This window comes from Mycobacterium sp. NGS33, from assembly GCF_059812885.1.
The window spans coordinates 21,249-40,840 of record NZ_JCALDN010000025.1 but is presented as its reverse complement, the minus strand read 5'-3'; the positions used below and the strand labels follow the sequence as shown (position 1 = coordinate 40,840).

20 protein-coding genes and 1 pseudogene are annotated in these 19,592 nt (G+C 68.2%); 11 read left to right on the top strand and 10 right to left on the bottom strand.

Features of this window, described 5'->3' with window-relative positions; all coding sequences use genetic code 11:
• Positions 1-19: 19 nt before the first annotated feature.
• Positions 20-427 (top strand): RidA family protein, encoded by a 408-nt coding sequence (locus AC5Y5B_RS23820; RefSeq protein ID WP_112633556.1) that lies wholly within the window; start codon positions 20-22, stop codon positions 425-427.
• Here the strand turns inward: AC5Y5B_RS23820 and AC5Y5B_RS23815 are convergent.
• Positions 382-741 (bottom strand): DUF952 domain-containing protein, encoded by a 360-nt coding sequence (locus AC5Y5B_RS23815; RefSeq protein WP_430919223.1) that lies wholly within the window; start codon positions 739-741, stop codon positions 382-384. The genes AC5Y5B_RS23820 and AC5Y5B_RS23815 overlap by 46 nt on opposite strands.
• A gap of 129 nt (positions 742-870) precedes the next feature.
• On the opposite strand from AC5Y5B_RS23815, the gene AC5Y5B_RS23810 reads away from it, so the two are divergent.
• Together AC5Y5B_RS23810 and AC5Y5B_RS23805 are read left to right on the top strand one after the other, a co-directional pair.
• A complete protein-coding gene (locus tag AC5Y5B_RS23810) occupies positions 871-1,056 on the top strand; it encodes a DUF7455 domain-containing protein (RefSeq protein WP_007774888.1) in 186 nt (61 codons plus the stop codon).
• A 67-nt stretch (positions 1,057-1,123) separates the two neighbouring features.
• The gene (locus tag AC5Y5B_RS23805; protein ID WP_112633554.1) at positions 1,124-2,128 is read left to right on the top strand and encodes a YihY/virulence factor BrkB family protein; all 1,005 of its coding nucleotides are present in this window, start codon (positions 1,124-1,126) and stop codon (positions 2,126-2,128) included.
• A gap of 1 nt (position 2,129) precedes the next feature.
• On the opposite strand, the gene AC5Y5B_RS23800 is transcribed toward AC5Y5B_RS23805, so the two are convergent.
• The gene (locus tag AC5Y5B_RS23800; protein ID WP_064879665.1) at positions 2,130-2,369 is read right to left on the bottom strand and encodes a DUF3039 domain-containing protein; all 240 of its coding nucleotides are present in this window, start codon (positions 2,367-2,369) and stop codon (positions 2,130-2,132) included.
• Between the two features lie 58 nt (positions 2,370-2,427).
• Here AC5Y5B_RS23800 and AC5Y5B_RS23795 point away from each other — a divergent pair, with 58 nt between their 5' ends.
• The 3 genes from AC5Y5B_RS23795 (at position 2,428) to AC5Y5B_RS23785 (ending at position 4,820) form a co-directional block, all read left to right on the top strand.
• Positions 2,428-2,874, top strand: coding sequence for a DUF3099 domain-containing protein (locus AC5Y5B_RS23795; RefSeq protein WP_112633577.1), 447 nt, complete (start codon positions 2,428-2,430; stop codon positions 2,872-2,874).
• 167 nt (positions 2,875-3,041) lie between these two features.
• Positions 3,042-4,001, top strand: coding sequence for a sigma-70 family RNA polymerase sigma factor SigB (sigB, locus tag AC5Y5B_RS23790; protein WP_007774892.1), 960 nt, complete (start codon positions 3,042-3,044; stop codon positions 3,999-4,001).
• Between the two features lie 129 nt (positions 4,002-4,130).
• Positions 4,131-4,820 carry an iron-dependent transcriptional repressor DtxR gene (locus AC5Y5B_RS23785; protein ID WP_067839871.1) on the top strand — a complete coding sequence of 230 codons (690 nt, stop codon included), beginning with the start codon at positions 4,131-4,133 and terminating at the stop codon, positions 4,818-4,820.
• Positions 4,821-4,863: 43 nt separating this feature from the next.
• Here AC5Y5B_RS23785 and AC5Y5B_RS23780 read toward each other — a convergent pair.
• Positions 4,864-5,921, bottom strand: a pseudogene (locus AC5Y5B_RS23780) (DUF4192 domain-containing protein).
• Between the two features lie 112 nt (positions 5,922-6,033).
• On the opposite strand from AC5Y5B_RS23780, the gene sthA reads away from it, so the two are divergent.
• Entirely contained in the window at positions 6,034-7,449 is a 1,416-nt protein-coding gene (gene sthA / locus AC5Y5B_RS23775) for a Si-specific NAD(P)(+) transhydrogenase (protein ID WP_112633552.1), read from the top strand.
• Between the two features lie 52 nt (positions 7,450-7,501).
• On the opposite strand, the gene AC5Y5B_RS23770 is transcribed toward sthA, so the two are convergent.
• On the bottom strand, positions 7,502-8,338 hold the full coding sequence (locus AC5Y5B_RS23770; RefSeq protein WP_112633551.1) for a trypsin-like serine peptidase: 837 nt from the start codon (positions 8,336-8,338) through the stop codon (positions 7,502-7,504).
• 229 nt (positions 8,339-8,567) lie between these two features.
• Between AC5Y5B_RS23770 and AC5Y5B_RS23765 the strand changes: the two genes are divergently transcribed.
• The 3 genes from AC5Y5B_RS23765 to AC5Y5B_RS23755 all read left to right on the top strand — a co-directional run bounded on the left by AC5Y5B_RS23765 (position 8,568) and on the right by AC5Y5B_RS23755 (position 11,365).
• Positions 8,568-9,539 (top strand): proteasome assembly chaperone family protein, encoded by a 972-nt coding sequence (locus AC5Y5B_RS23765; RefSeq protein ID WP_112633550.1) that lies wholly within the window; start codon positions 8,568-8,570, stop codon positions 9,537-9,539.
• Positions 9,540-9,601: 62 nt separating this feature from the next.
• The gene (locus AC5Y5B_RS23760; protein ID WP_500007015.1) at positions 9,602-10,633 is read left to right on the top strand and encodes an alpha/beta fold hydrolase; all 1,032 of its coding nucleotides are present in this window, start codon (positions 9,602-9,604) and stop codon (positions 10,631-10,633) included.
• A 45-nt stretch (positions 10,634-10,678) separates the two neighbouring features.
• On the top strand, positions 10,679-11,365 hold the full coding sequence (locus AC5Y5B_RS23755) for a PhzF family phenazine biosynthesis protein (protein ID WP_112633548.1): 687 nt from the start codon (positions 10,679-10,681) through the stop codon (positions 11,363-11,365).
• Positions 11,366-11,388: 23 nt separating this feature from the next.
• Here the strand turns inward: AC5Y5B_RS23755 and AC5Y5B_RS23750 are convergent, their stop codons facing one another.
• The 3 genes from AC5Y5B_RS23750 to AC5Y5B_RS23740 form a co-directional block, all read right to left on the bottom strand.
• Complete coding sequence (locus tag AC5Y5B_RS23750; protein ID WP_112633547.1) at positions 11,389-11,874, bottom strand: peroxynitrite isomerase; 486 nt, start codon at positions 11,872-11,874, stop codon at positions 11,389-11,391.
• A 101-nt stretch (positions 11,875-11,975) separates the two neighbouring features.
• Positions 11,976-12,440: a transcriptional regulator NrdR gene (nrdR, locus tag AC5Y5B_RS23745; RefSeq protein WP_112633546.1), complete on the bottom strand. Its 465-nt coding sequence runs from the start codon at positions 12,438-12,440 to the stop codon at positions 11,976-11,978.
• 98 nt (positions 12,441-12,538) lie between these two features.
• Positions 12,539-13,033: a LysM peptidoglycan-binding domain-containing protein gene (locus tag AC5Y5B_RS23740; protein WP_112633545.1), complete on the bottom strand. Its 495-nt coding sequence runs from the start codon at positions 13,031-13,033 to the stop codon at positions 12,539-12,541.
• Positions 13,034-13,326: 293 nt separating this feature from the next.
• On the opposite strand from AC5Y5B_RS23740, the gene lexA reads away from it, so the two are divergent.
• A complete protein-coding gene (gene lexA / locus AC5Y5B_RS23735; RefSeq protein WP_500007012.1) occupies positions 13,327-14,025 on the top strand; it encodes a transcriptional repressor LexA in 699 nt (232 codons plus the stop codon).
• 12 nt (positions 14,026-14,037) lie between these two features.
• On the opposite strand, the gene AC5Y5B_RS23730 is transcribed toward lexA, so the two are convergent.
• The 3 genes from AC5Y5B_RS23730 to hflX all read right to left on the bottom strand — a co-directional run bounded on the left by AC5Y5B_RS23730 (position 14,038) and on the right by hflX (position 19,583).
• Positions 14,038-16,233: an LGFP repeat-containing protein gene (locus AC5Y5B_RS23730; RefSeq protein ID WP_500007045.1), complete on the bottom strand. Its 2,196-nt coding sequence runs from the start codon at positions 16,231-16,233 to the stop codon at positions 14,038-14,040.
• Between the two features lie 597 nt (positions 16,234-16,830).
• Complete coding sequence (locus AC5Y5B_RS23725) at positions 16,831-17,991, bottom strand: acyl-CoA dehydrogenase family protein (RefSeq protein WP_112633542.1); 1,161 nt, start codon at positions 17,989-17,991, stop codon at positions 16,831-16,833.
• Between the two features lie 152 nt (positions 17,992-18,143).
• Positions 18,144-19,583: a GTPase HflX gene (gene hflX / locus AC5Y5B_RS23720; RefSeq protein WP_500007011.1), complete on the bottom strand. Its 1,440-nt coding sequence runs from the start codon at positions 19,581-19,583 to the stop codon at positions 18,144-18,146.
• Between the last annotated feature and the right edge of the window lie 9 nt (positions 19,584-19,592).

Sequence of the window (19,592 nt, the reverse complement as noted above, 5' to 3'; positions counted from 1 at the left end):
CCGTCGTACCGTAAGGCGCATGGCCACCAATCGCGCCCGCGTCTCGTCCGGATCCGCCTTCGAATCGGCGGTCGGCTACTCGCGCGCGGTGCGGGTCGGTCCGCACGTGTGGGTGGCCGGAACGACCGGCGCCGGGCCCGCCGGTGACATCGCCGCCCAAACCCGAGATGCTTTGCGCCGCATCGAGATTGCGTTGGATCAAGCGGGTGCCGCGCTCAACGACGTGGTGCGCACCCGCATCTACGTCACCGACATCTCGCGCTGGCGCGAGGTGGGAGCGGTGCACGAGCAGGTCTTCGGTGCGATCCGGCCGGCGGCAACCATGGTCGAGGTATCGGCGCTGATCGCCCCCGAGTTGCTGGTGGAGATCGAAGCCGACGCCTACGTCGACGCCGGACCGAAGGTTCCGTCGTCGCCCGGCGGATAGGCGGTGACCCGGACCACGGCGGCCAGGGGCAGCGGGCCGTACAGGTGCGGGAACAACATCGACTCGGGATCGGTTGGTACACCCAGCTCCCACCGCACCGGAGCGGCGAGCCGGGTCGGGTCGATGTGCAACAGGACGAGGTCGTCGCGACCGCGGTAGAGCCGGTTGGCCGGCAGGTGCACTTGGTCTGGCGTCGACAGATGGATGAAGTCGCCGCCGGCGTCCTCGGGCAGGATCCCGCCCAGCCGGCGGGCCCGCGCCCACTGCTCGGTTCCACACAGGTGCACCAGGACGTCGGGGACGAAGGTCACAATCCGACACCCTAGAGACCGCCTAAACCAAACCTGACCAGGCCGTGAGAAACGACACACCCGATAACGATCGGGGAACAAGGCGAAAACGCCATACGTCTGAGAAAGTGAATGTACGAGAACGGAGAAGCCATGAATGCAACTCTGACGAGTCCCGAACTGACCCGGGCCGACCGCTGCGACCGCTGCGGTGCCGCGGCCCGCGTGCGCGCCAAGCTGCCTTCCGGACTGGAGCTTCTCTTCTGCCAGCACCATGCCAACGAGCACGAGGCGAAGCTGACCGAGCTGGACGCCGTGTTGGAGTTCAGCGAAAGCTAGCCCGCGGACGAACTCGCCCATCGCCAATGTGGGCGGTGGGCGTGATCTTCGGTAATGCTGGACGGGTATGAGCGAGCAGGTCGCAAAACCGTCGCGCCACCACATTTGGCGAATCACCCGCAGGACTCTGTCCAAGAGTTGGGACGACTCGATTTTCTCGGAGTCGGCTCAGGCTGGTTTTTGGTCGGCGCTGTCACTGCCGCCGCTGCTGCTCGGGCTGCTGGGCACCCTGGCCTACGTGGCTCCGCTGTTCGGCCCGGACATGCTGCCCAGCATCCTGCGCCAGCTGATCTCGACCGCGCACAGCGTGTTCTCCCGCAGCGTGGTCAACGAGATCATCGAGCCGACCGTGCGCGACATCGCCAACCACGCTCGCGGCGAAGTGGTGTCGCTGGGTTTCATCATCTCGTTGTGGGCGGGGTCGTCGGCCATCTCGTCGTTCGTCGACTCCGTGGTCGAGGCGCACGACCAGACGCCGCTGCGCCACCCGGTGCGGCAGCGCCTGTTCGCGTTGTTCCTGTACGTGGCGGGGCTGGTGTTCGTGGTGGCGACTGCGCCGTTGGTGGTCTTGGGGCCGCGCAAGGTGGGCGAGCACATTCCGGTCAGCCTGGCCAACGTGCTGCGCTACGGCTACTACCCGGCCCTGATCCTCGTCCTGATGGTCGGGGTGGTGATCCTGTACCGGGTGTCGTTGCCGGAGCCGCTGCCGACGCATCGCCTGATCGTCGGCGCCGCGCTGGCCACCGCGGTGTTCGTGGTCGCCACCCTGGGCCTGCGGATCTACCTGCAATGGATCACCAGTACGGGCTACACCTACGGCGCGCTCTCCACGCCGATCGCATTCCTGCTGTTCTCGTTCTTCGGGGGCTTCGCGATCATGATCGGCGCCGAGCTCAATGCCGCCATCCAGGAGGAATTCCCCGCGGGCAGGACGCATGCGCACCGGCTGCGCCGGTGGCTGCTGTCGCGCTCGCCCGCGCTGGCGAAGGCGGCGGACACGCTGTCGAATCCGGTGACCACCAATCCCATCACCGCGCAACGCGAGGTCGCGCCGGCGGAGCCGCCGGGCTAGGTCAGCCCTTCTTCATCCGGTCGTAGATCTGCTTGCAGTCGGGGCAGACCGGTGAGCCCGGCTTGGCCGCCTTGGTGACGGGAAATACCTCGCCGCACAACGCCACGACGTGATTGCCCATCACCGCGCTCTCGGCGATCTTGTCCTTCTTGACGTAATGGAAGTACTTCGGGGTGTCGCTGCCGGTCCCGTCGTCGACGCGTTCGTCGGTCTCGGTGCGTTCGATCGTTTGGGTCTGCATACCTGTCATTGTGCACTGCCCGGCGGGCCCAGAAACCGCCCGAGCCGGAATCGGCCAGTTGTGGGACAGTGGAGAAATGAAGCACGGCTCCGATCCGGGGTTCGACGGCCGGTTCGATGACTTCGACGGCAACAAAAGCCGTCCGGTGCTCATCACCGCCGCCGCGACCTCGTATGAGGAGCAGCACCGCGCGCGGGTCCGTAAATACTTGACGTTGATGGCATTCCGGATTCCGGCGCTCATCCTGGCCGCCGTCGCCTACGGCGCGTGGCACAACGGGCTGATCTCCCTGGCGATCGTGGCGGCCTCCATCCCGTTGCCCTGGATGGCCGTCCTGATCGCCAACGATCGCCCGCCGCGCAGTGCCGAGGAGCCGCGCCGGTTCGACGACGCCCGCCAGCGCATTCCCCTGTTCCCCCGCGCCGAACGTCGCGCGCTCGAGGCTCCGCGAGAACCGCAACCGGGCTGGCCTCCCGGCGCGCGGGGCGGAATGGATCCCGACTAGCCGTCGTTTCTCCGCAGGGTGCCCCCGCCGCGGACTTCTCAGGACATTCTCAGGTCGGCGGCACATTTCTGCACGTCAAGACGTGTGAGATAGGGAGTCGCTGGGAACTCTCAGAGCTGATCTGTCGTTGAACTCGATGACAGAACAAAGCCGAACGGGAGGTCGCTATGGCGAACGCCAGCACGAGCAGATTTGACGGCGATCTGGATGCTCAAAGCCCCGCAGCGGATCTAGTGCGCGTATATCTCAATGGAATCGGTAAGACGGCACTGCTCAATGCGGCCGGCGAGGTCGAACTCGCCAAGCGCATCGAGGCCGGGCTCTATGCCGAGCACCTGCTCGCAACGCGTAAGCGCCTCGGGGAGAACCGTAAACGCGATCTAGAGGCCGTGGTGCGCGACGGCCAGGCGGCGCGTCGTCACCTGCTGGAAGCCAACCTGCGTCTGGTGGTGTCGCTGGCCAAGCGGTACACCGGTCGCGGCATGCCGCTGCTGGACCTGATCCAGGAGGGCAACCTCGGGTTGATCCGAGCGATGGAAAAGTTCGATTACACAAAGGGATTCAAGTTCTCGACCTACGCGACCTGGTGGATCCGTCAGGCCATCACCCGCGGCATGGCCGACCAGAGCCGCACCATCCGGCTGCCGGTCCACCTGGTGGAGCAGGTCAACAAGCTGGCGCGGATCAAGCGTGAGATGCACCAGAACCTGGGACGCGAGGCCACCGACGAGGAACTGGCCGCCGAGTCCGGCATCCCGGTGGAAAAGATCAACGACTTGCTCGAGCACAGTCGCGACCCGGTAAGCCTGGACATGCCGGTCGGCTCCGAGGAAGAAGCCCCGCTGGGCGACTTCATCGAGGACGCCGAAGCGATGTCGGCCGAGAACGCGGTGATCGCCGAGCTGCTGCACACCGACATCCGCAGCGTGCTGGCCACCCTGGACGAGCGTGAGCACCAGGTGATCCGGTTGCGGTTCGGCCTGGACGACGGCCAGCCGCGCACCCTGGACCAGATCGGCAAGCTGTTCGGGCTGTCCCGTGAGCGGGTCCGCCAGATCGAGCGGGACGTAATGTCCAAACTCCGCAACGGGGAGCGCGCCGACAGGCTACGGTCATACGCGAGCTAACACCTCACTCAAACTAGGTAGCAGACGGTATGCCCGCCGCGTCAGCGGCGGGCATACTGCGTGCCGGGGAGGCGTTACAACCATTCGCGCAGCTGGCCAAGTAGACTCAGCGTCGACGGAGGGTGCTGAATGAACGACCTGGTTGACACCACCGAGATGTACCTGCGGACCATCTACGACCTCGAAGAAGAGGGCGTGACGCCGCTGCGTGCGCGAATCGCCGAACGCCTGGATCAGAGCGGGCCGACTGTCAGCCAAACCGTGTCGCGCATGGAGCGGGACGGTTTACTTCACGTGGCCGGCGACCGCCACCTCGAGCTCACCGACAAGGGCCGTGCGCTGGCCATTTCCGTCATGCGCAAGCACCGCCTCGCCGAGCGATTGCTGGTCGATGTCATCGGGCTGCCCTGGGAAGAGGTGCACGCCGAGGCATGCCGCTGGGAGCACGTGATGAGCGAGGACGTCGAGCGGCGGCTGGTGAAGGTGCTCAACAACCCGACCACCTCGCCCTTCGGCAACCCGATCCCCGGGCTTCTGGACCTGGGCGTGGGCCCCGAGTCCTGGTCCGAGGACGGCCCCCTGGTCCGGCTGACCGAGTTGCCCGCCGGTGCGCCGGTGGCTGTCGTGGTGCGGCAGCTGACCGAACACGTCCAGGGCGACATCGATCTGATCTCCCGCCTGAAGGACGCCGGCGTCGTCCCCAACGCGCGCGTCACCGTTGAGACCAGTTCCGCCGGGGTGACCATCGTCATTCCGGGCCACGAGAACGTCACCCTGCCGCACGAGATGGCGCACGCCGTCAAGGTCGAAAAGGTCTGAGCCGGGCGCTGCCCGCCCGGCGCCGCCGCGCTCACGATTACCCCTACCCCGCCCTGCGGCCGAACGGCCGGCGCGGCGGTAGCCGCACCCCGAACTGTTTGGCCAGCCGGTAGCCGGTCAGCGCCAGGTCCCGGATGTCGTCGGGCCGCAGACCGGACTGTAAAGCGGTGTCCAGCATGCCGCCATCCGATGGTCGGGGTCACACCGCAGCGCCTCCTGCAGCGACACCCCGGCGAGCGGGCCGTCACCGCGGGCGTAGGCGCTGAATGCGATCAGGACCAGCGCCTCGACCCGCCACGGCGGGGGCAGCCGGCGCGCGAGCAGCGCCCACAGCGACTCGGCCTCGCCGGCGCCCTCCCCCACCGCCAGGGCATACAGCATGTCGCGGACCTGCGCGTCGCGCAGCGCACAGCCCAACGCCGCCACCTCCGCGTCCGACAGCGATTCCCCGCCCGCGACACGGGAAGCGGCGGCCATCGCCGCCTCCACGTCGCGGCGGGTGCAGCGCACCGGATGTGCCCGGTGCGCCGCGCGGCGCCGGGCGGCCTGCTTGTCGACCGCAGCGGCCAGCGCGGCGCTGCGTGCCGGGTCGTCGGGCGCGATGACCGCCTGCAGGTCGGCGCGACGCGCATAGAGCCGTCTGCCTTCCAGCACCGCGGCGGCGGCCAGCGGGGAGGCCGCGGGATCCTCGACGACGCCGCTGGACCCGCAGCCCTCGGCGCAATGCCACCGCCCGCCGAGCACCACCTGGTCCACCACGTGGGTGGCGTAGAGCTCAATGTCGTGCTGCGCCAACGCTTCTGCGAGCGCCGCCGAAAGCTGCCGGTATTCCTCGTTGCAGCTTGGGCAGTAGGCCCCGTCCGCGTCGACGATCACCGCGATCACGGCCTCCGGGGCCGCCGCGGCGGCGACCTCCGCCAGGTCCCCCACCCGGTCGATGACCTCCTCGGAGAGGTCGACGCGCATCACCGACCCGAGCTCGCCGTCGCCCAAAGACACCAATATCAATGAATTTTCGGGAACGAAGCCCAGAACGGCGGGCAGCGCGGCGATGAGTGCGCCGGGGCGGGACAGTTCGAAGTCTGCTCGATGCGTCGTCATGGGCACCACGCTGACGGCGGCCACCGTCAAGCGGTGCGCAGGTGCGCGGGTGCGGCGGCGGTGCTGTGGATGAACCCAGCACTGTGCGTTGTGCTGCCTTACTGTTTAAGCCATGAGTTCGGCGCAAGAGTACGACATGGTGGTCATCGGGTCCGGGCCCGGCGGGCAGAAGGCCGCCATCGCCTCGGCCAAGCTCGGTAAGTCGGTCGCGGTCGTCGAACGCGGCCAGATGCTGGGCGGCGTGTGTGTGCAGACCGGCACCATCCCGTCAAAGACGTTGCGCGAGGCGGTCCTCTACCTCACCGGGATGAGCCAGCGCGAACTCTACGGCGCCAGCTACCGCGTGAAGGAGAAGATCACCCCGGCCGATCTGCTGGCCCGCACCCAGCACGTGATCGGCAAGGAAGTCGACGTGGTGCGCAACCAGCTGATGCGCAACCGGATCGACCTGCTGATCGGCCACGGGCGTTTCGTCGACCCGCACACCATCGAGGTCGAGGACCCGTCGCGGCGCGAAAAGATCACCATCACAGGCAAATACGTCGTCATCGCCACCGGCACCCGCCCGGCGCGGCCCTCCGGTGTCGAGTTCGACGAACACCGGGTGCTCGACTCCGACGGGATCCTGGATCTCAAGTCGTTGCCCGCCTCGATGGTGGTGGTCGGCGCCGGCGTCATCGGCATCGAGTACGCCTCGATGTTCGCGGCGCTGGGCACCAAGGTCACCGTCGTGGAGAAGCGCGACGACATGCTCGACTTCTGCGATCCCGAGGTCGTCGAGGCGCTGAAGTTCCATCTGCGCGACCTGGCGGTGACGTTCCGGTTCGGCGAGGAGGTGACCGCCGTCGACGTCGGCTCGGCGGGCACCGTCACCACCCTGGCCAGTGGCAAGCAGATTCCCGCCGAGACGGTGATGTATTCGGCCGGGCGCCAGGGCCAGACCGATCACCTTGATCTGCACAACGCCGAGCTCGAGGCCGACAACCGCGGACGCATTTTCGTCGACGACAACTTCCAGACCAAGGTGCCCCACATCTATGCCGTCGGTGACGTGATCGGCTTCCCCGCCTTGGCCGCCACGTCGATGGAGCAGGGCCGCCTGGCGGCCTACCACGCGTTCGGGGAGGCGAGCGACGGCATCACCGAGCTGCAACCGATCGGCATCTACTCCATCCCCGAGGTCTCCTACGTCGGCGCCACCGAGGTCGAGCTGACGAAGAACGCCGTCCCCTACGAGGTCGGGGTGGCCAGGTACCGCGAGCTGGCCCGCGGCCAGATCGCCGGCGACTCCTACGGGATGCTCAAACTACTGGTGTCCACCCAGGACCTCACGGTGCTCGGCGTGCACATCTTCGGCACCAGCGCCACCGAGATGGTGCACATCGGCCAGGCCGTGATGGGCTGCGGCGGCACCGTGGAGTACCTGGTGGACGCGGTGTTCAACTACCCCACGTTCTCCGAGGCCTACAAGGTGGCGGCGCTCGACGTGATGAACAAGGTCCGGGCGCTCAACCAATTCCGCCACTAACCCCGATGGTGGCGACCCGTTGCGCCCGGCTCCGCCGCGCTGACGATCGCCACTAACAGGCGTCTTGCAGGTCGCCCACGAGCGGATCGCCGGGACCACCCGCCTCGGCGCGAGCCAGCAGCTCCGCGGTGTGCGCGTCGAACGGCGCGGAATACGACATGTTCGCGGCGCAGCCACCCCGCTCCAGACCGCCGATCACCCCGATGAGCGTCGTCCCGCTCACCCAGGGCGCGCCGCTGGTGCCGTCCACCAGGCCCTCGCACGCCAGCGCCGGGAACCCGCTGTCGGTGACCGACGTGGCGGCCTGACAGCCGATGGGTGAACCCCCCACGCCGGCCGGATAGCCCAGCACCGTGACGCGGCTGCCCGGCGGGGGCGTGACGCCCAGCGTCAGCGCCAGGCCGACCCGGGACTCGACGGGAGCGCCGGCCTCGTTGCTGACCCGAGCGATCGCATAGTCGGCGTGCGGGTCTTTGCTGGCGGTCCAGCGCGGATCGAGGTAGACCGCGTCGGCCTTCCACACATCGGCGGGGCCGGGTGCGGCGTCGCCGGCGAAACCGGGAACGAATGTGATCAGCGACGCTCCGGCGAGGCAGTGCGCGGCGGTGATGATCAGGTTGCCGCCCGTCGAATGCACGACGGAACCGGTGCATACGTGCAGCGGGCCGCCGTCGATGAATATCGCCCCGATGCGCCGATCCGGCTCGACCGGACCGGCGACGGCCTTCTGTTCGGGCTGGCTGAGCCGCTGCACGGGGCCGCCGACACGGGGGGCGGACACCGGCGCACCCGAGACATGCTCGACGGGCCGGTGACACGACGTCAGCGACATCGCCACCCCCACCACCGAGCAGAGCATCAGGATCCGAATGCGCATCGCCTTCATCATGCCTGACCGGGGGGCGGCAGGCCGACTCCTACACATCGCGGTGCGCCACGGGGTTTGCTGGCGAGCCCGCGGCTCGCCCCGGGCGCGTTCCCATCGGATTACGCCTGAGAATTATCGCGTTTCAGCTACAAGCGTGACGCGAAGTTCGCTGAGCGATGTGGGTGCCGGCTGATTCGGGGGACACTTGGTAGGGCACCCTGGAAGGACCCCCGAGAGGAGGCGATCGCAGATGGCTCACCACCAAGACCCAGCTGACCGGTACCAGCCGGGGCAGGCCGGCATGTACGAGCTCGAGCTGCCGGCGCCGCAGCTGTCGACGTCCGATGGCCGCGGCCCGGTGCTGGTGCACGCCCTGGAGGGCTTTTCCGACGCCGGTCATGCCATCAAGCTGGCGTCGGCACATCTGAAGGCGGTGCTGGACACCGAGCTGGTCGCGTCCTTCGCGATCGACGAATTGCTGGACTACCGCTCCCGGCGGCCGCTGATGACGTTCAAGACCGATCACTTCACCCATTACGAAGAGCCCGAGCTGAACCTCTACGCGATGCGCGACACGATCGGCACCCCGTTCCTGTTGCTGGCCGGCATGGAGCCGGATCTCAAGTGGGAGCGCTTCATCACCGCGGTGCGGCTGCTGGCCGAGCGCCTCGGCGTGCGCCAGACCATCGGCCTGGGCACCGTGCCGATGGCGGTTCCGCACACCCGGCCGACCACCATGACCGCCCACTCGAACAACCCGGAGTTGATCGCCAACTTCCAGCCGTGGATCTCGGAGATCCAGGTCCCCGCCAGCGCGTCCAACCTGCTCGAATACCGGATGGGCCAGCACGGCCACGAGGTGATCGGCTACACCGTGCACGTCCCGCACTACCTCACCCAGACCGACTACCCGGCCGCCGCGCAGGCGCTGCTCGAACAGGTCGCCAAGACCGCGTCACTGGAGCTGCCGCTGACCGCGTTGACCGAGGCCGCCGAGGTGATTCGGGCCAAGATCGACGAGCAGGTCGAGGCGAGCGCGGAGGTCGCTCAAGTGGTGGCCGCGCTGGAGCGCCAGTACGATGCCTTCATCGACGCTCAGGAGAACAGATCGTTACTAGCTCGCGACGAGGATCTGCCTAGCGGCGATGAGCTAGGCGCAGAGTTCGAGCGATTTCTGGCCCAGCAGGCCGAGAAGAAGTACGACGACGACGACCATGCCTGACCCCCGCAGCACGAGCCCCTAGCCAGACCGGCGTAGCCCGGCCCGACACCAAGGTTGGCGATATGACCGAGCGGAAGCGCAATCCCACGCTCCGCCCGGTGCGTGAAGTCACCGCACCCAGACTCGAGTTCCGCACCATCCACGGTTACAAGCGGGCGTACCGCATCGCCGGTTCCGGGCCGGCGATCCTGCTGATTCACGGCATCGGCGACAACTCGACGACGTGGAATACGGTGCAGGCCAAGCTCGCCCAGCGTTTCACGGTGATCGCCCCGGACCTGCTGGGACACGGGCGATCGGACAAGCCGCGCGCCGACTACTCGATCGCGGCCTACGCCAACGGGATGCGTGACCTGCTCAGCGTGCTCGCCATCGAGCGGGTGACGATCATCGGTCACTCGCTGGGCGGTGGCGTCGCCATGCAATTCGCCTACCAATTCCCGCATCTGGTGGAACGGCTGATCCTGGTCGGCGCGGGCGGCGTGACCAAGGACGTCAACTTCGTCCTGCGGTGGGCCTCGCTGCCGATGGGCAGCGAGGCGATCGCCCTGCTGCGGCTGCCGCTGGTGCTGCCGGCGGTTCAGCTCGTGGGACGCGTCCTGGGGACCGCGCTGGGCAGCACCGGCTTGGGCCGCGATCTGCCCAACGTGCTGCGCATCCTCGACGACCTGCCCGAGCCGACGGCGTCGGCGGCGTTCAGCCGGACGCTGCGTGCGGTGGTGGATTGGCGCGGGCAGATCGTCACCATGCTCGACCGATGTTATTTGACCGAAGCCATCCCGGTGCAGATCGTCTGGGGCACAAAGGATGTGGTGGTCCCGGTCCGGCACGCGTGGATGGCGCACGCCGCGATGCCCGGCTCGCGTCTGGAGATCTTCGAAGGCTCGGGCCACTTCCCGTTCCACGACGACCCGGCCCGGTTCATCGACGTCATCGAGCGCTTCATCGATTCCACCGCCCCGGCCGAATACGACCAGGCCAATCTGCGCAGCCTGTTGCGCACCGGCGGCGGCGAGCGGGCCGTCTCGGGCCCCGCCGGAACCCGCGTCGCCGTACTGAACGCCATGGGGTCCGACGAACGCAGCGCCACCTGATCCCGTCGATCGATGCCGACGGCTTCCGCGCCGTACAGTCGGGCCATGGGGATCGACGTAACGGTGTTGCGGGTGTTCACCGATTCGGACGGCAATTTCGGTAATCCGCTGGGCGTGGTGGACGCCCGCCGGGTCGACCCCGCCGAGCGGCAACGGTTGGCGACCCAATTGGGGTACAGCGAGACGGTTTTCGTGGACGTCCCGGCCGCGGGCTCCTCAACCGCGCATGCCACCATCTACACGCCGCGAACCGAGCTGCCGTTCGCCGGCCACCCCACCGTCGGCGCGACGTGGTGGCTGCGCGAGAGCGGTTCGCCGGTCAACACGCTGCGGGTACCGGCGGGCATCGTGCAGGTGGGCTCCGACGAACACCGCGCCGGCATCGACGCGCGCGCGGAATGGGCGCCCGACTTCGCATTGCACGAATTCGCTTCGGCCGACGAGGTTCTCGCCGCCGACCCGGCCGACTTCCCCGACGACACCGCGCATTACCTGTGGGCCTGGACCGACCGGGCATCCGGGTCGCTGCGGGTTCGCATGTTCGCCGCCAACCTCGGTGTGGTCGAGGACGAGGCCACCGGCTCGGCGGCGATGCGCATCACCGATTACCTCAGTCAGAGCCTGCGGATCACGCAGGGCAGGGGCTCCGTCATCGAGACGACATGGAGCGCCGAAGGCTGGGTCGGGGTGGCCGGGCGGGTCGTCAATGACGGTGTGCGACACCTGGACTGACGGCCAACGCGGGGGCGGGTGGGCTAGCTTTGCCGGTGCAGCACCGCGGCGAGGTGGTCCTGCAGGGGTTGCCCGACCGCACCCATCTGCACGGTGTAGGACAGCTCGTCGCCGTCGATGCGGAAGGAACGGCCAAGCGCCGTCACCTCTTTGGCGCTGGGAGTCAGCCCGACGGTCGTGGTGGCCATCTGCATTTCGATGACGTCACCGGTGACCGAGTAGGTGCCGACCTCGATTTCGGTGATGCCGCTGGGATGCGCCAAAACCAGCTCGACGTGGCCCGGCTGGGGCACCCGGAGATACCCGGTTTCGGCGTGCAGCGGCTTGCCGTCGGCCACCGCCTTGGTTTTCTGCCCGTAGGCCAGAAACGGTTTACCGACGTGGGCGAACACGACTTCCTCGAGGTAGTCGAACGGCGGGATCGTCGGGTACTTTCCCGCGCCCTTGCCGGACCAGGTCCCAAGGAGCGGGGCCAGCGCCGCAAGGTCGGGATGCAAGTCAGTGGGCATGAAAGCGAGCCTAGCCGGGTGACGATGCGGGCCGGGACGGCCCGGTGAGGAGGCCGGCGTTTCAACCCAGCCGGGTGACGATGCGGGCCGGGACGGCCCGGTCAGCCCGGCGCCGTCACGCCGCGGTGATCGCGCAGCGCCTGGATCTCGCGTTCGAAATCGTCCGCGGATTCAAACGAGCGATACACGGACGCGAACCGCAGGTAGGCCACCTCGTCGAGGTCGCGCAGCGGCCCGAGGATGGCCAATCCCACCTCGTGGCTGGGGATTTCCGGCGAACCGGCGGCGCGCACGGTGTCTTCGACCTGCTGGGCCAGCAGGTTCAGGGCGTCGTCGTCGACCTGGCGACCCTGGCAGGCGCGCCGGACGCCGCTGATGACCTTTTCCCTGCTGAACGGTTCGGTGACGCCACTGCGCTTGACCACCGCCAGGACAGCGGTCTCCACGGTGCTGAAACGCCGTCCGCACTCGGGACAGGATCGGCGCCGCCGGATGGCCTGGCCTTCATCGGTTTCGCGCGAGTCGATCACCCGGGAGTCGGGATGACGGCAGAACGGACAGTGCATGACCGCTCCTTCACCGTGCCGACGAACAACCGCAGAACTTTGAGCGTACCCGCGCGCCGATCTGCATGGCTAACAGAGCCGTTTTCGCACAACGGTTGTCAGCCGACCGGAGCGATGAGGGTCTGACCCGCCATCAGGTTGGGCGAGTGCAGATCGTTGAGTTCGCGGATGCGGTCGGCGACCTGAGTGGTCGGCGCCTCGGGCGCGACCCGGTGCGCGAAGTCCTGCAGCGACTCCCCCGCGTCGACGCGGACGACGGCCAGCCGGTCGGGAATGTGGGCCGCGTTGTTGGTGGAGTCGCCGTTGAGCACCTGGCCGACGTTCGCGACGAGCCCCAGCCACAGCGTGATCGCCCCGGCGGCCAACGCCAGCCCGATGGTCGACGCCCAGGTGGTCGCGCGCCGGCGGTGCGGGGCGACCGACATTGCCACCCCGGTGCCGTAATAGCGCGTCGCCGCGCCCGCCGGGCGCGCCGGCGCCGGCCTGCGGGATCGGGTCAGACCGTCGCGTCCATACCGAGCACCCTGCACGGGTCCGTTGATCGGGCGCCGAAGACTGCTGATACGCGGCGCAGGCGTGTGGATGACTGTCATCTTCGTTCCTCCGGTCAACTAGCTCTCGCTCGTGTGTTCGACTCTAATCGCTTGTGTGTTCGAAACCCGAACATTTGAGCGAAGCGTGTCGCACGAGCAAACGCTAGATCACACCACCGACAAGTTCGTCGGCCTTTACCACTGTCACGAGGCCCAAATACCCGATAACCCGAAGAGTTACACATTTGTGATTCACCCGACTTTGCGCCTTTTCCGTCGCCGCCCGCGACGGCGCGACACGCCACTCGAACACATGTTTGATTCTTGTTCGAGTGGCGGCTACATTCATTGCCATGGGCGACAGCAACGACATTTCCTCGGCCGGCCCCGAAGGCCGGTTGCACTCCGTGGATCCCTCGCTGACCGAGCGTCAGCGCACCATTCTGAATGTCATCCGCGCCTCGGTCACCAGCCGCGGCTACCCGCCGAGCATCCGCGAGATCGGCGACGCCGTCGGCCTGACGTCGACGTCATCGGTGGCGCACCAGCTGCGCACCCTGGAGCGCAAGGGATACCTGCGGCGCGACCCCAACCGCCCCCGGGCGGTCGATGTCCGCGGGATCGACGACGACGTGACGGCGCCCGCCACCGAGGTGGCCGGCTCGGATGCCCTGCCCGAACCCACGTTTGTCCCGGTGCTCGGGCGCATCGCGGCCGGTGGACCGATCCTGGCCGAGGAGGCCGTCGAGGATGTCTTTCCCCTGCCACGCGAATTGGTCGGCGAGGGAACGCTTTTCCTGCTCAAGGTGGTCGGTGATTCGATGGTCGACGCCGCGATCTGTGACGGCGACTGGGTGGTGGTGCGTCAGCAGAACGTCGCCGACAACGGCGACATCGTCGCGGCGATGCTCGACGGCGAAGCCACCGTCAAGACGTTCAAGCGCGCCGGCGGTCAGGTCTGGCTGATGCCGCACAACCCGGCGTTCGACCCCATCCCCGGCAACGACGCCAGCGTGCTCGGCAAGGTCGTCACCGTCATCCGCAAGGTCTGACGCCCCGCCGCGTCAGTCGGCGCGGGTGAAACCGTTGGCCAGCGCGACTTCTTCGCTCGACAGCCAGAGTTCGGCGAGCGTGTCCTGATACAGGTCGCTGCCCGGCGTGTAATACAGCCCGTACCGGGCGCTGGCCTTGATCGGATATCCCTCGGGCGCCTGGTACGGGTCGTCGAGCGGCAGGTGGATCGTGGGCCGGCCGTCCGGGCCCGCCAGACCATTGTCCGAGCCGTCCTCGTCGTCGGCGGCGGCGTGCCGTCCGCTTCGCGCCGGCGCCCCGGCCGCGACCGCTCCGGCGACCACCGCGTCTGCCACGTCGGCTCCCCGGTCCTCCGCCGGCTCGGCCTCGGCCTCGGGCTCGGGCGTGGCGAGGTCGAGGTAGTCGTCCTCGGGCTCGGCCGTGTCCAGGGCGCCGGTCACGGCGTCGGTGTCGGGCGGGGTGCGGGGCACCGCGAGGTCAAGGTATTCGTCGTCCGGGTAGGCCTCCTGCGCGTACCCGGCGTCGAGGTCGTCGGCGTCGGCGTAGGCGGCGTCGTCCGCGGTGTCGGGCTCGGCGAGCTCGGGAACCTCGTCGGCGTAGTCGGCGTAGTCGACCTGGGCGGCGGGATAGTCGGCCTCCGACAGCATCTCGCCGGAGACGACGGGGATGGAGTCGGTGTCGACGGCGTCGGGGTCTTCCTCCTCGAACCCGTATTCACTCTCGGCGGGAGCCTGGCGCTGCCAGCTGACCCGCCCGGCATCCGGCGCCGGTTCGGCCGGCGCGCTGAGCGCGAACGCCTCGGCGTCGTGGTCGGAATCGTCGTGCCCCCAGGGGTCGCCGGCGTCGTAGCCGAAGTCCCGGCCCTGGTCGGGCGCATAACCCACGGCGTCGGCCTGTTCGGGCCGGCGCCGGCGCCAGACGAACAGCACCCAGACCAGCAACACGAGCAGCACCAGTACCGGGATGGCGGCCATCAGCCACCACCAGTGCCAGGTGAACTTCTTGGCGTGCGCCGGCATGGCCGAGTTGCTCGGCTGGTTCTGACCCGACACTTGCAGGCCGGACAGGAGCGGCGCCAGGTTGGACGGCTCCGTGCTGAACGTGTTCTTGGCCCGGTTCCACGAGATCTTGCCGCCGGTGAACTGCTGCGAAACCACGTCGCCGTTCACGGCCTGGTCGCCCACCGGCGCGCCCAGCTTGCCGGCGGGGGCGCGCAGCTTGTCCCACGCCGCCTTCATCGCCCCGCGGATGACGAACGCGCCGTGGTCCGACGTCCAGAAGATGACCGGCTTGTCGGCGGCGGAGAAGGTGCAGATTTTGCTGGAAGATCCTATGCCGCCGTCGGTTTCGTTGGTGGTGGGAAATCCGAGGTCGCTGCCGACCGGGCCGCCCAGCGACTCGTATTTGGCCAGAATGTCGCTCTCGACGGCGTTCGCGCCGGTGGCCGGGGTGAAGAACACCTTGCCGCGGGCGAAGTTCTGGGCGATGCCGTCACCGCCGACGGGATACTGGCCGCCCTGCTTGGCGCCCAACGGCCCGGTGGCTCCGCCGGCAGCGCGCCACGCCGTGTTGATCGCCGCGGTGGGATCGATCGCCACCTGCAGGCCCTTCAACTGGTCGGCCAGCGCCGGCGGTTCGGTGGTGAACTGCTTCGTCTGCCGATTCCAGGACACCTGGCCGCCGCTGAATTTCTGCGAGGACACCTCGCCGCTGTAGGTCTCGTCGCCGACCGGTACACCGAGAACCCCGCCCGAGCTGCCCAGCTTGTCCCAGGCGGTGTTGAGGGCGCCGCGCACCACGAACGGGCCGTGCTCGGGGGTCCAGAAGATCACCGGCTTGTCGCTGGCCGAGAAGGTGATCACCCGGCTGTCGGGACCGGACAGGCCCGGCACTTCGTTGATGGTCGGAAAGCCCAGATCGCTGCCGGCCGGCCCGCCGAGCTGCTCGTATTTGTCCAGGACGGGCCCGTACGCGAACTTGGCTCCGGTGGCCGGGGTGAAGAACATCTTGCCGCCGTCGAAGTCCAGGGCGAAGCCGTCCCCGACGGGGTACACGTCGCCCTTGCGGGCGCCCAGTGGTGAGGTGTCGCCGCCGGCCTTGTCCCAGGCGGCCATGATCGCGGCTTCGGCGTCGCCGATCGGACTCGCTACCGCGGTGGGGGCCAACAGCACGGCGGCCAGTGCGGTGGTCGTCAAGCTGACCAGCGCGCTTCCGATCAGCTTGCGCATGTGACCTCTCTGCACCTTCACCAAGCCTCCCAGCCGGCGGATAGGGATCTATCTGCGGCTATGCCCTTACCTGCATAACCGGCGAACGGGCCGTGCTGCGCGGAATGGACCCGCGCACGATCAGCCTTACCGCCGGGCTCGCATTACTTTGCTCCAGCCAACAAGAAATGCGAAGTCGAATCACAAATTTTACAAAAACGGATACCACACCGATGTCGAAATGATGCGCGCCCATGGCCCAATCGCGACCGCCCGCCCCGCCCGTCGTTCGGCGTTGCGGATATCGCACAGAAAACGGCCGGACCGCGGATCGAGCAGCAGCGCCGGACTGCCGACTCGCACAGCGCAATTGCGCCGGACGTGTCCGCGCACCGGGCACGAACGGTCGCCACCGGCCCGATCGCGGGCCTGATTAGGCGCGACGGCACGTCCTGAAGACCTGCGCCGATGGGCCGTGACCCCGCAGCGCAGTCACGCTCTCACCCGCGCCAACCCACGCGCCGTGGCCAGTTTGTCGCCCGCCGCCAGTAGCGCCGGGGCCGTTCCCACCGAATCTTCGCCGCGATGATTCTTTGCCGCTATACAGCAAACGAAACGCTATACGCCGAGGCTGCGGCCGATGATTTCCTTCATGATCTCGGTCGTGCCGCCGTAGATGGTTTGCACCCGCGCGTCCAGATAGGCACGGGCAACGGGGTATTCGCGCATGTAGCCGTAGCCGCCGTGCAGCTGCAGGCAGCGGTCGATCAGGTGCACCTGCTTTTCGGTGCAGTACCACTTGGCCATCGCGGCCTGTTCGGCGGTCAGCTTGTGGTCCAGGTGCAGGCGGACGAACTCGTCGACCATCATGCGGACCACGGTCGCCTCCGTCGCCAGTTCGGCGAGCACGAAGCGGCTGTTCTGGAAGCTGCCGATCGGCTTGCCAAATGCCTTGCGCTCCTTGGTGTATTGCAGGGTCTGCTCCAGCACCTGCTCCATGGCCGCGGCCGCCATGATGGCGATCGAGATGCGTTCCTGCGGCAGGTTCTGCATCAGGTAGATGAACCCCATGCCCTCCTGGCCCAGCAGGTTTTCGGCCGGCACGTGCACGTCGGTGAACGACAGCTCGGCCGTGTCCTGGGCGTCCAGCCCGATCTTGTCCAGGTGCCGGCCGCGCTCGAAACCCTCCATGCCGCGCTCGACGGCCAGCAGCGAGAAGCCCTGCGCGCCCTTGTCCGGGTCGGTCTGCGCGACCACGATCACCAGGTCGGAGTTGATTCCGTTGGTGATGAACGTCTTTGATCCGTTGAGCACGTAGTGGTCGCCCTGCTTGACCGCGCGGGTCTTGATGCCCTGCAGGTCGCTGCCGGTGCCCGGCTCGGTCATCGCAATCGCCGTAATCAGCTCTCCGGTACAGAATTTCGGCAGCCAGCGCTGCTTCTGCTCCTCGGTGGCCAGGGCCAACAGGTACGGCGCCACGATGTCGTTGTGCAGGCCGAACCCGATGCCGCTGTAGCGGCCCGCGGTGGTCTCCTCGGTGATGATCGTGTTGTACCGGAAGTCGGGGTTGCCGCCACCGCCGTACTCCTCGGGCACCGCCATGCCGAGGAAGCCCTGCTTGCCGGCCTCGAGCCAGACGCCACGGTCGACGATCTTCGCCTTCTCCCACTCGTCGTGGTAGGGCGCGACATGGCGCTCGAGGAAGCCCCGGTAGGACTCACGAAACAGGTCGTGCTCTGACTCGAAAAGAGTGCGCTGGTATTTGATGGCGCTGCTCATGGAAAGACCTCCGGCGACTGGGATGCTGCAGCCCAACATATACCAACCGGACGGTTGGTCGGCGGCTGGCGGGGGTCGCCTACGGACGCCGCCGGGGGCCTCGGGTGCGGCTGCGGGGCGCGGAGCGCCCGGTCATCGGGCGCAACGCCCGCTCAGTCGGTCGAGAACTCGCGCAGCCGGCCGGCCAGCGCCACCGGGACCCGGGCCCTGATCCGGGTGCCCTCGGCGTTGTGCTCCTCGTGCTGGACGCGCCCATCGGCGTGCAGGCGGGCGACCAGGTCGCCGCGGTGGTACGGGATCACCACGTCCACGGCGGTGTCGGCGGGAACGGCGAGCTCGGCGATCCGCCGGCGCAGGGCGCCGATGCCGTCGCCGGTGCGCGCGGAGACGAACATGGCGTCGGGCAGCGCGTGACGCAGTTTGGCCAGCGCCAAATCGCTTGCGGCGTCGACCTTGTTCACCACCACCAGCTCCTGCGGCGCCGCACCGTCGTGGTCGGCCCCGTAGTCGGCGACGACGTCGGAGACCACCTGGCGGACGGCGTTGATCTGCGCCAGGGGGTTGGCGTCGGCCCCGTCGACGACATGCACCAGCAGGTCGGCGTCGACCACCTCCTCCAGCGTGGAGCGGAACGCCTCGACCAGTTGGGTGGGCAGGTGGCGGACGAACCCGACGGTGTCGGTGAGGACGAACGGCCGGCCGTCGTCGAATTCGGAGCGCCGGGTGGTGGGCTCCAGGGTGGCGAACAACGCGTCCTGGACCAGCACCCCGGCCCCGGTCAGCGCGTTGAGCAGGCTCGACTTGCCGGCGTTGGTGTAGCCGACGATGGCGATCGCAGGCAGTTCGCTGTGCACCCGACGGCTGCGCTGGGTGTCGCGGACCTGCTTCATGTCCTTGATCTCGCGGCGCAGCTTGGCCATCCGCTCGCGGATGCGCCGCCGGTCGGTCTCGATCTTGGTTTCACCGGGACCGCGCAGGCCCACGCCTCCCCCGCTGCCGCCGGCGCGGCCACCGGCCTGCCGCGACATCGACTCACCCCAGCCGCGCAGCCGCGGCAGCATGTATTCCATCTGGGCCAGCGTCACCTGCGCCTTGCCCTCCCGGCTGGTGGCGTGCTGGGCGAAGATGTCGAGGATCAGCGCGGTGCGGTCGATGACCTTGACCTTCACGGCCTTCTCCAGGGCCGTCAGCTGAGCCGGGGACAGCTCGCCGTCGCAGATGACGGTGTCGGCGCCGGTCGCCAGCACCACCTCCCGCAATTCCTGCGCCTTGCCGGAGCCGATGTAGGTCGACGGGTCGGGCTTGTCGCGGCGCTGGATCAGCCCTTCGAGCACGTGCGAGCCGGCGGTCTCGGCCAGGGCGGCCAGCTCGGCCATGCTGGCCTCGCCGTCGGCGGCGCTGCCGTCGGTCCAGACGCCCACCAGAACGACCCGCTCGAGCCGAAGCTGGCGGTACTCGACCTCGGAGATGTCGGTGAGTTCGGTGGACAGGCCGGCGACGCGGCGCAGCGCCGACCGATCTTCGAGGGCGAGTTCGCCCGTGCTGGGCTCCGGCGCGGCCGGAGAGTGATCGCGAAATTCGGGATGTGTCATAGGCAATAC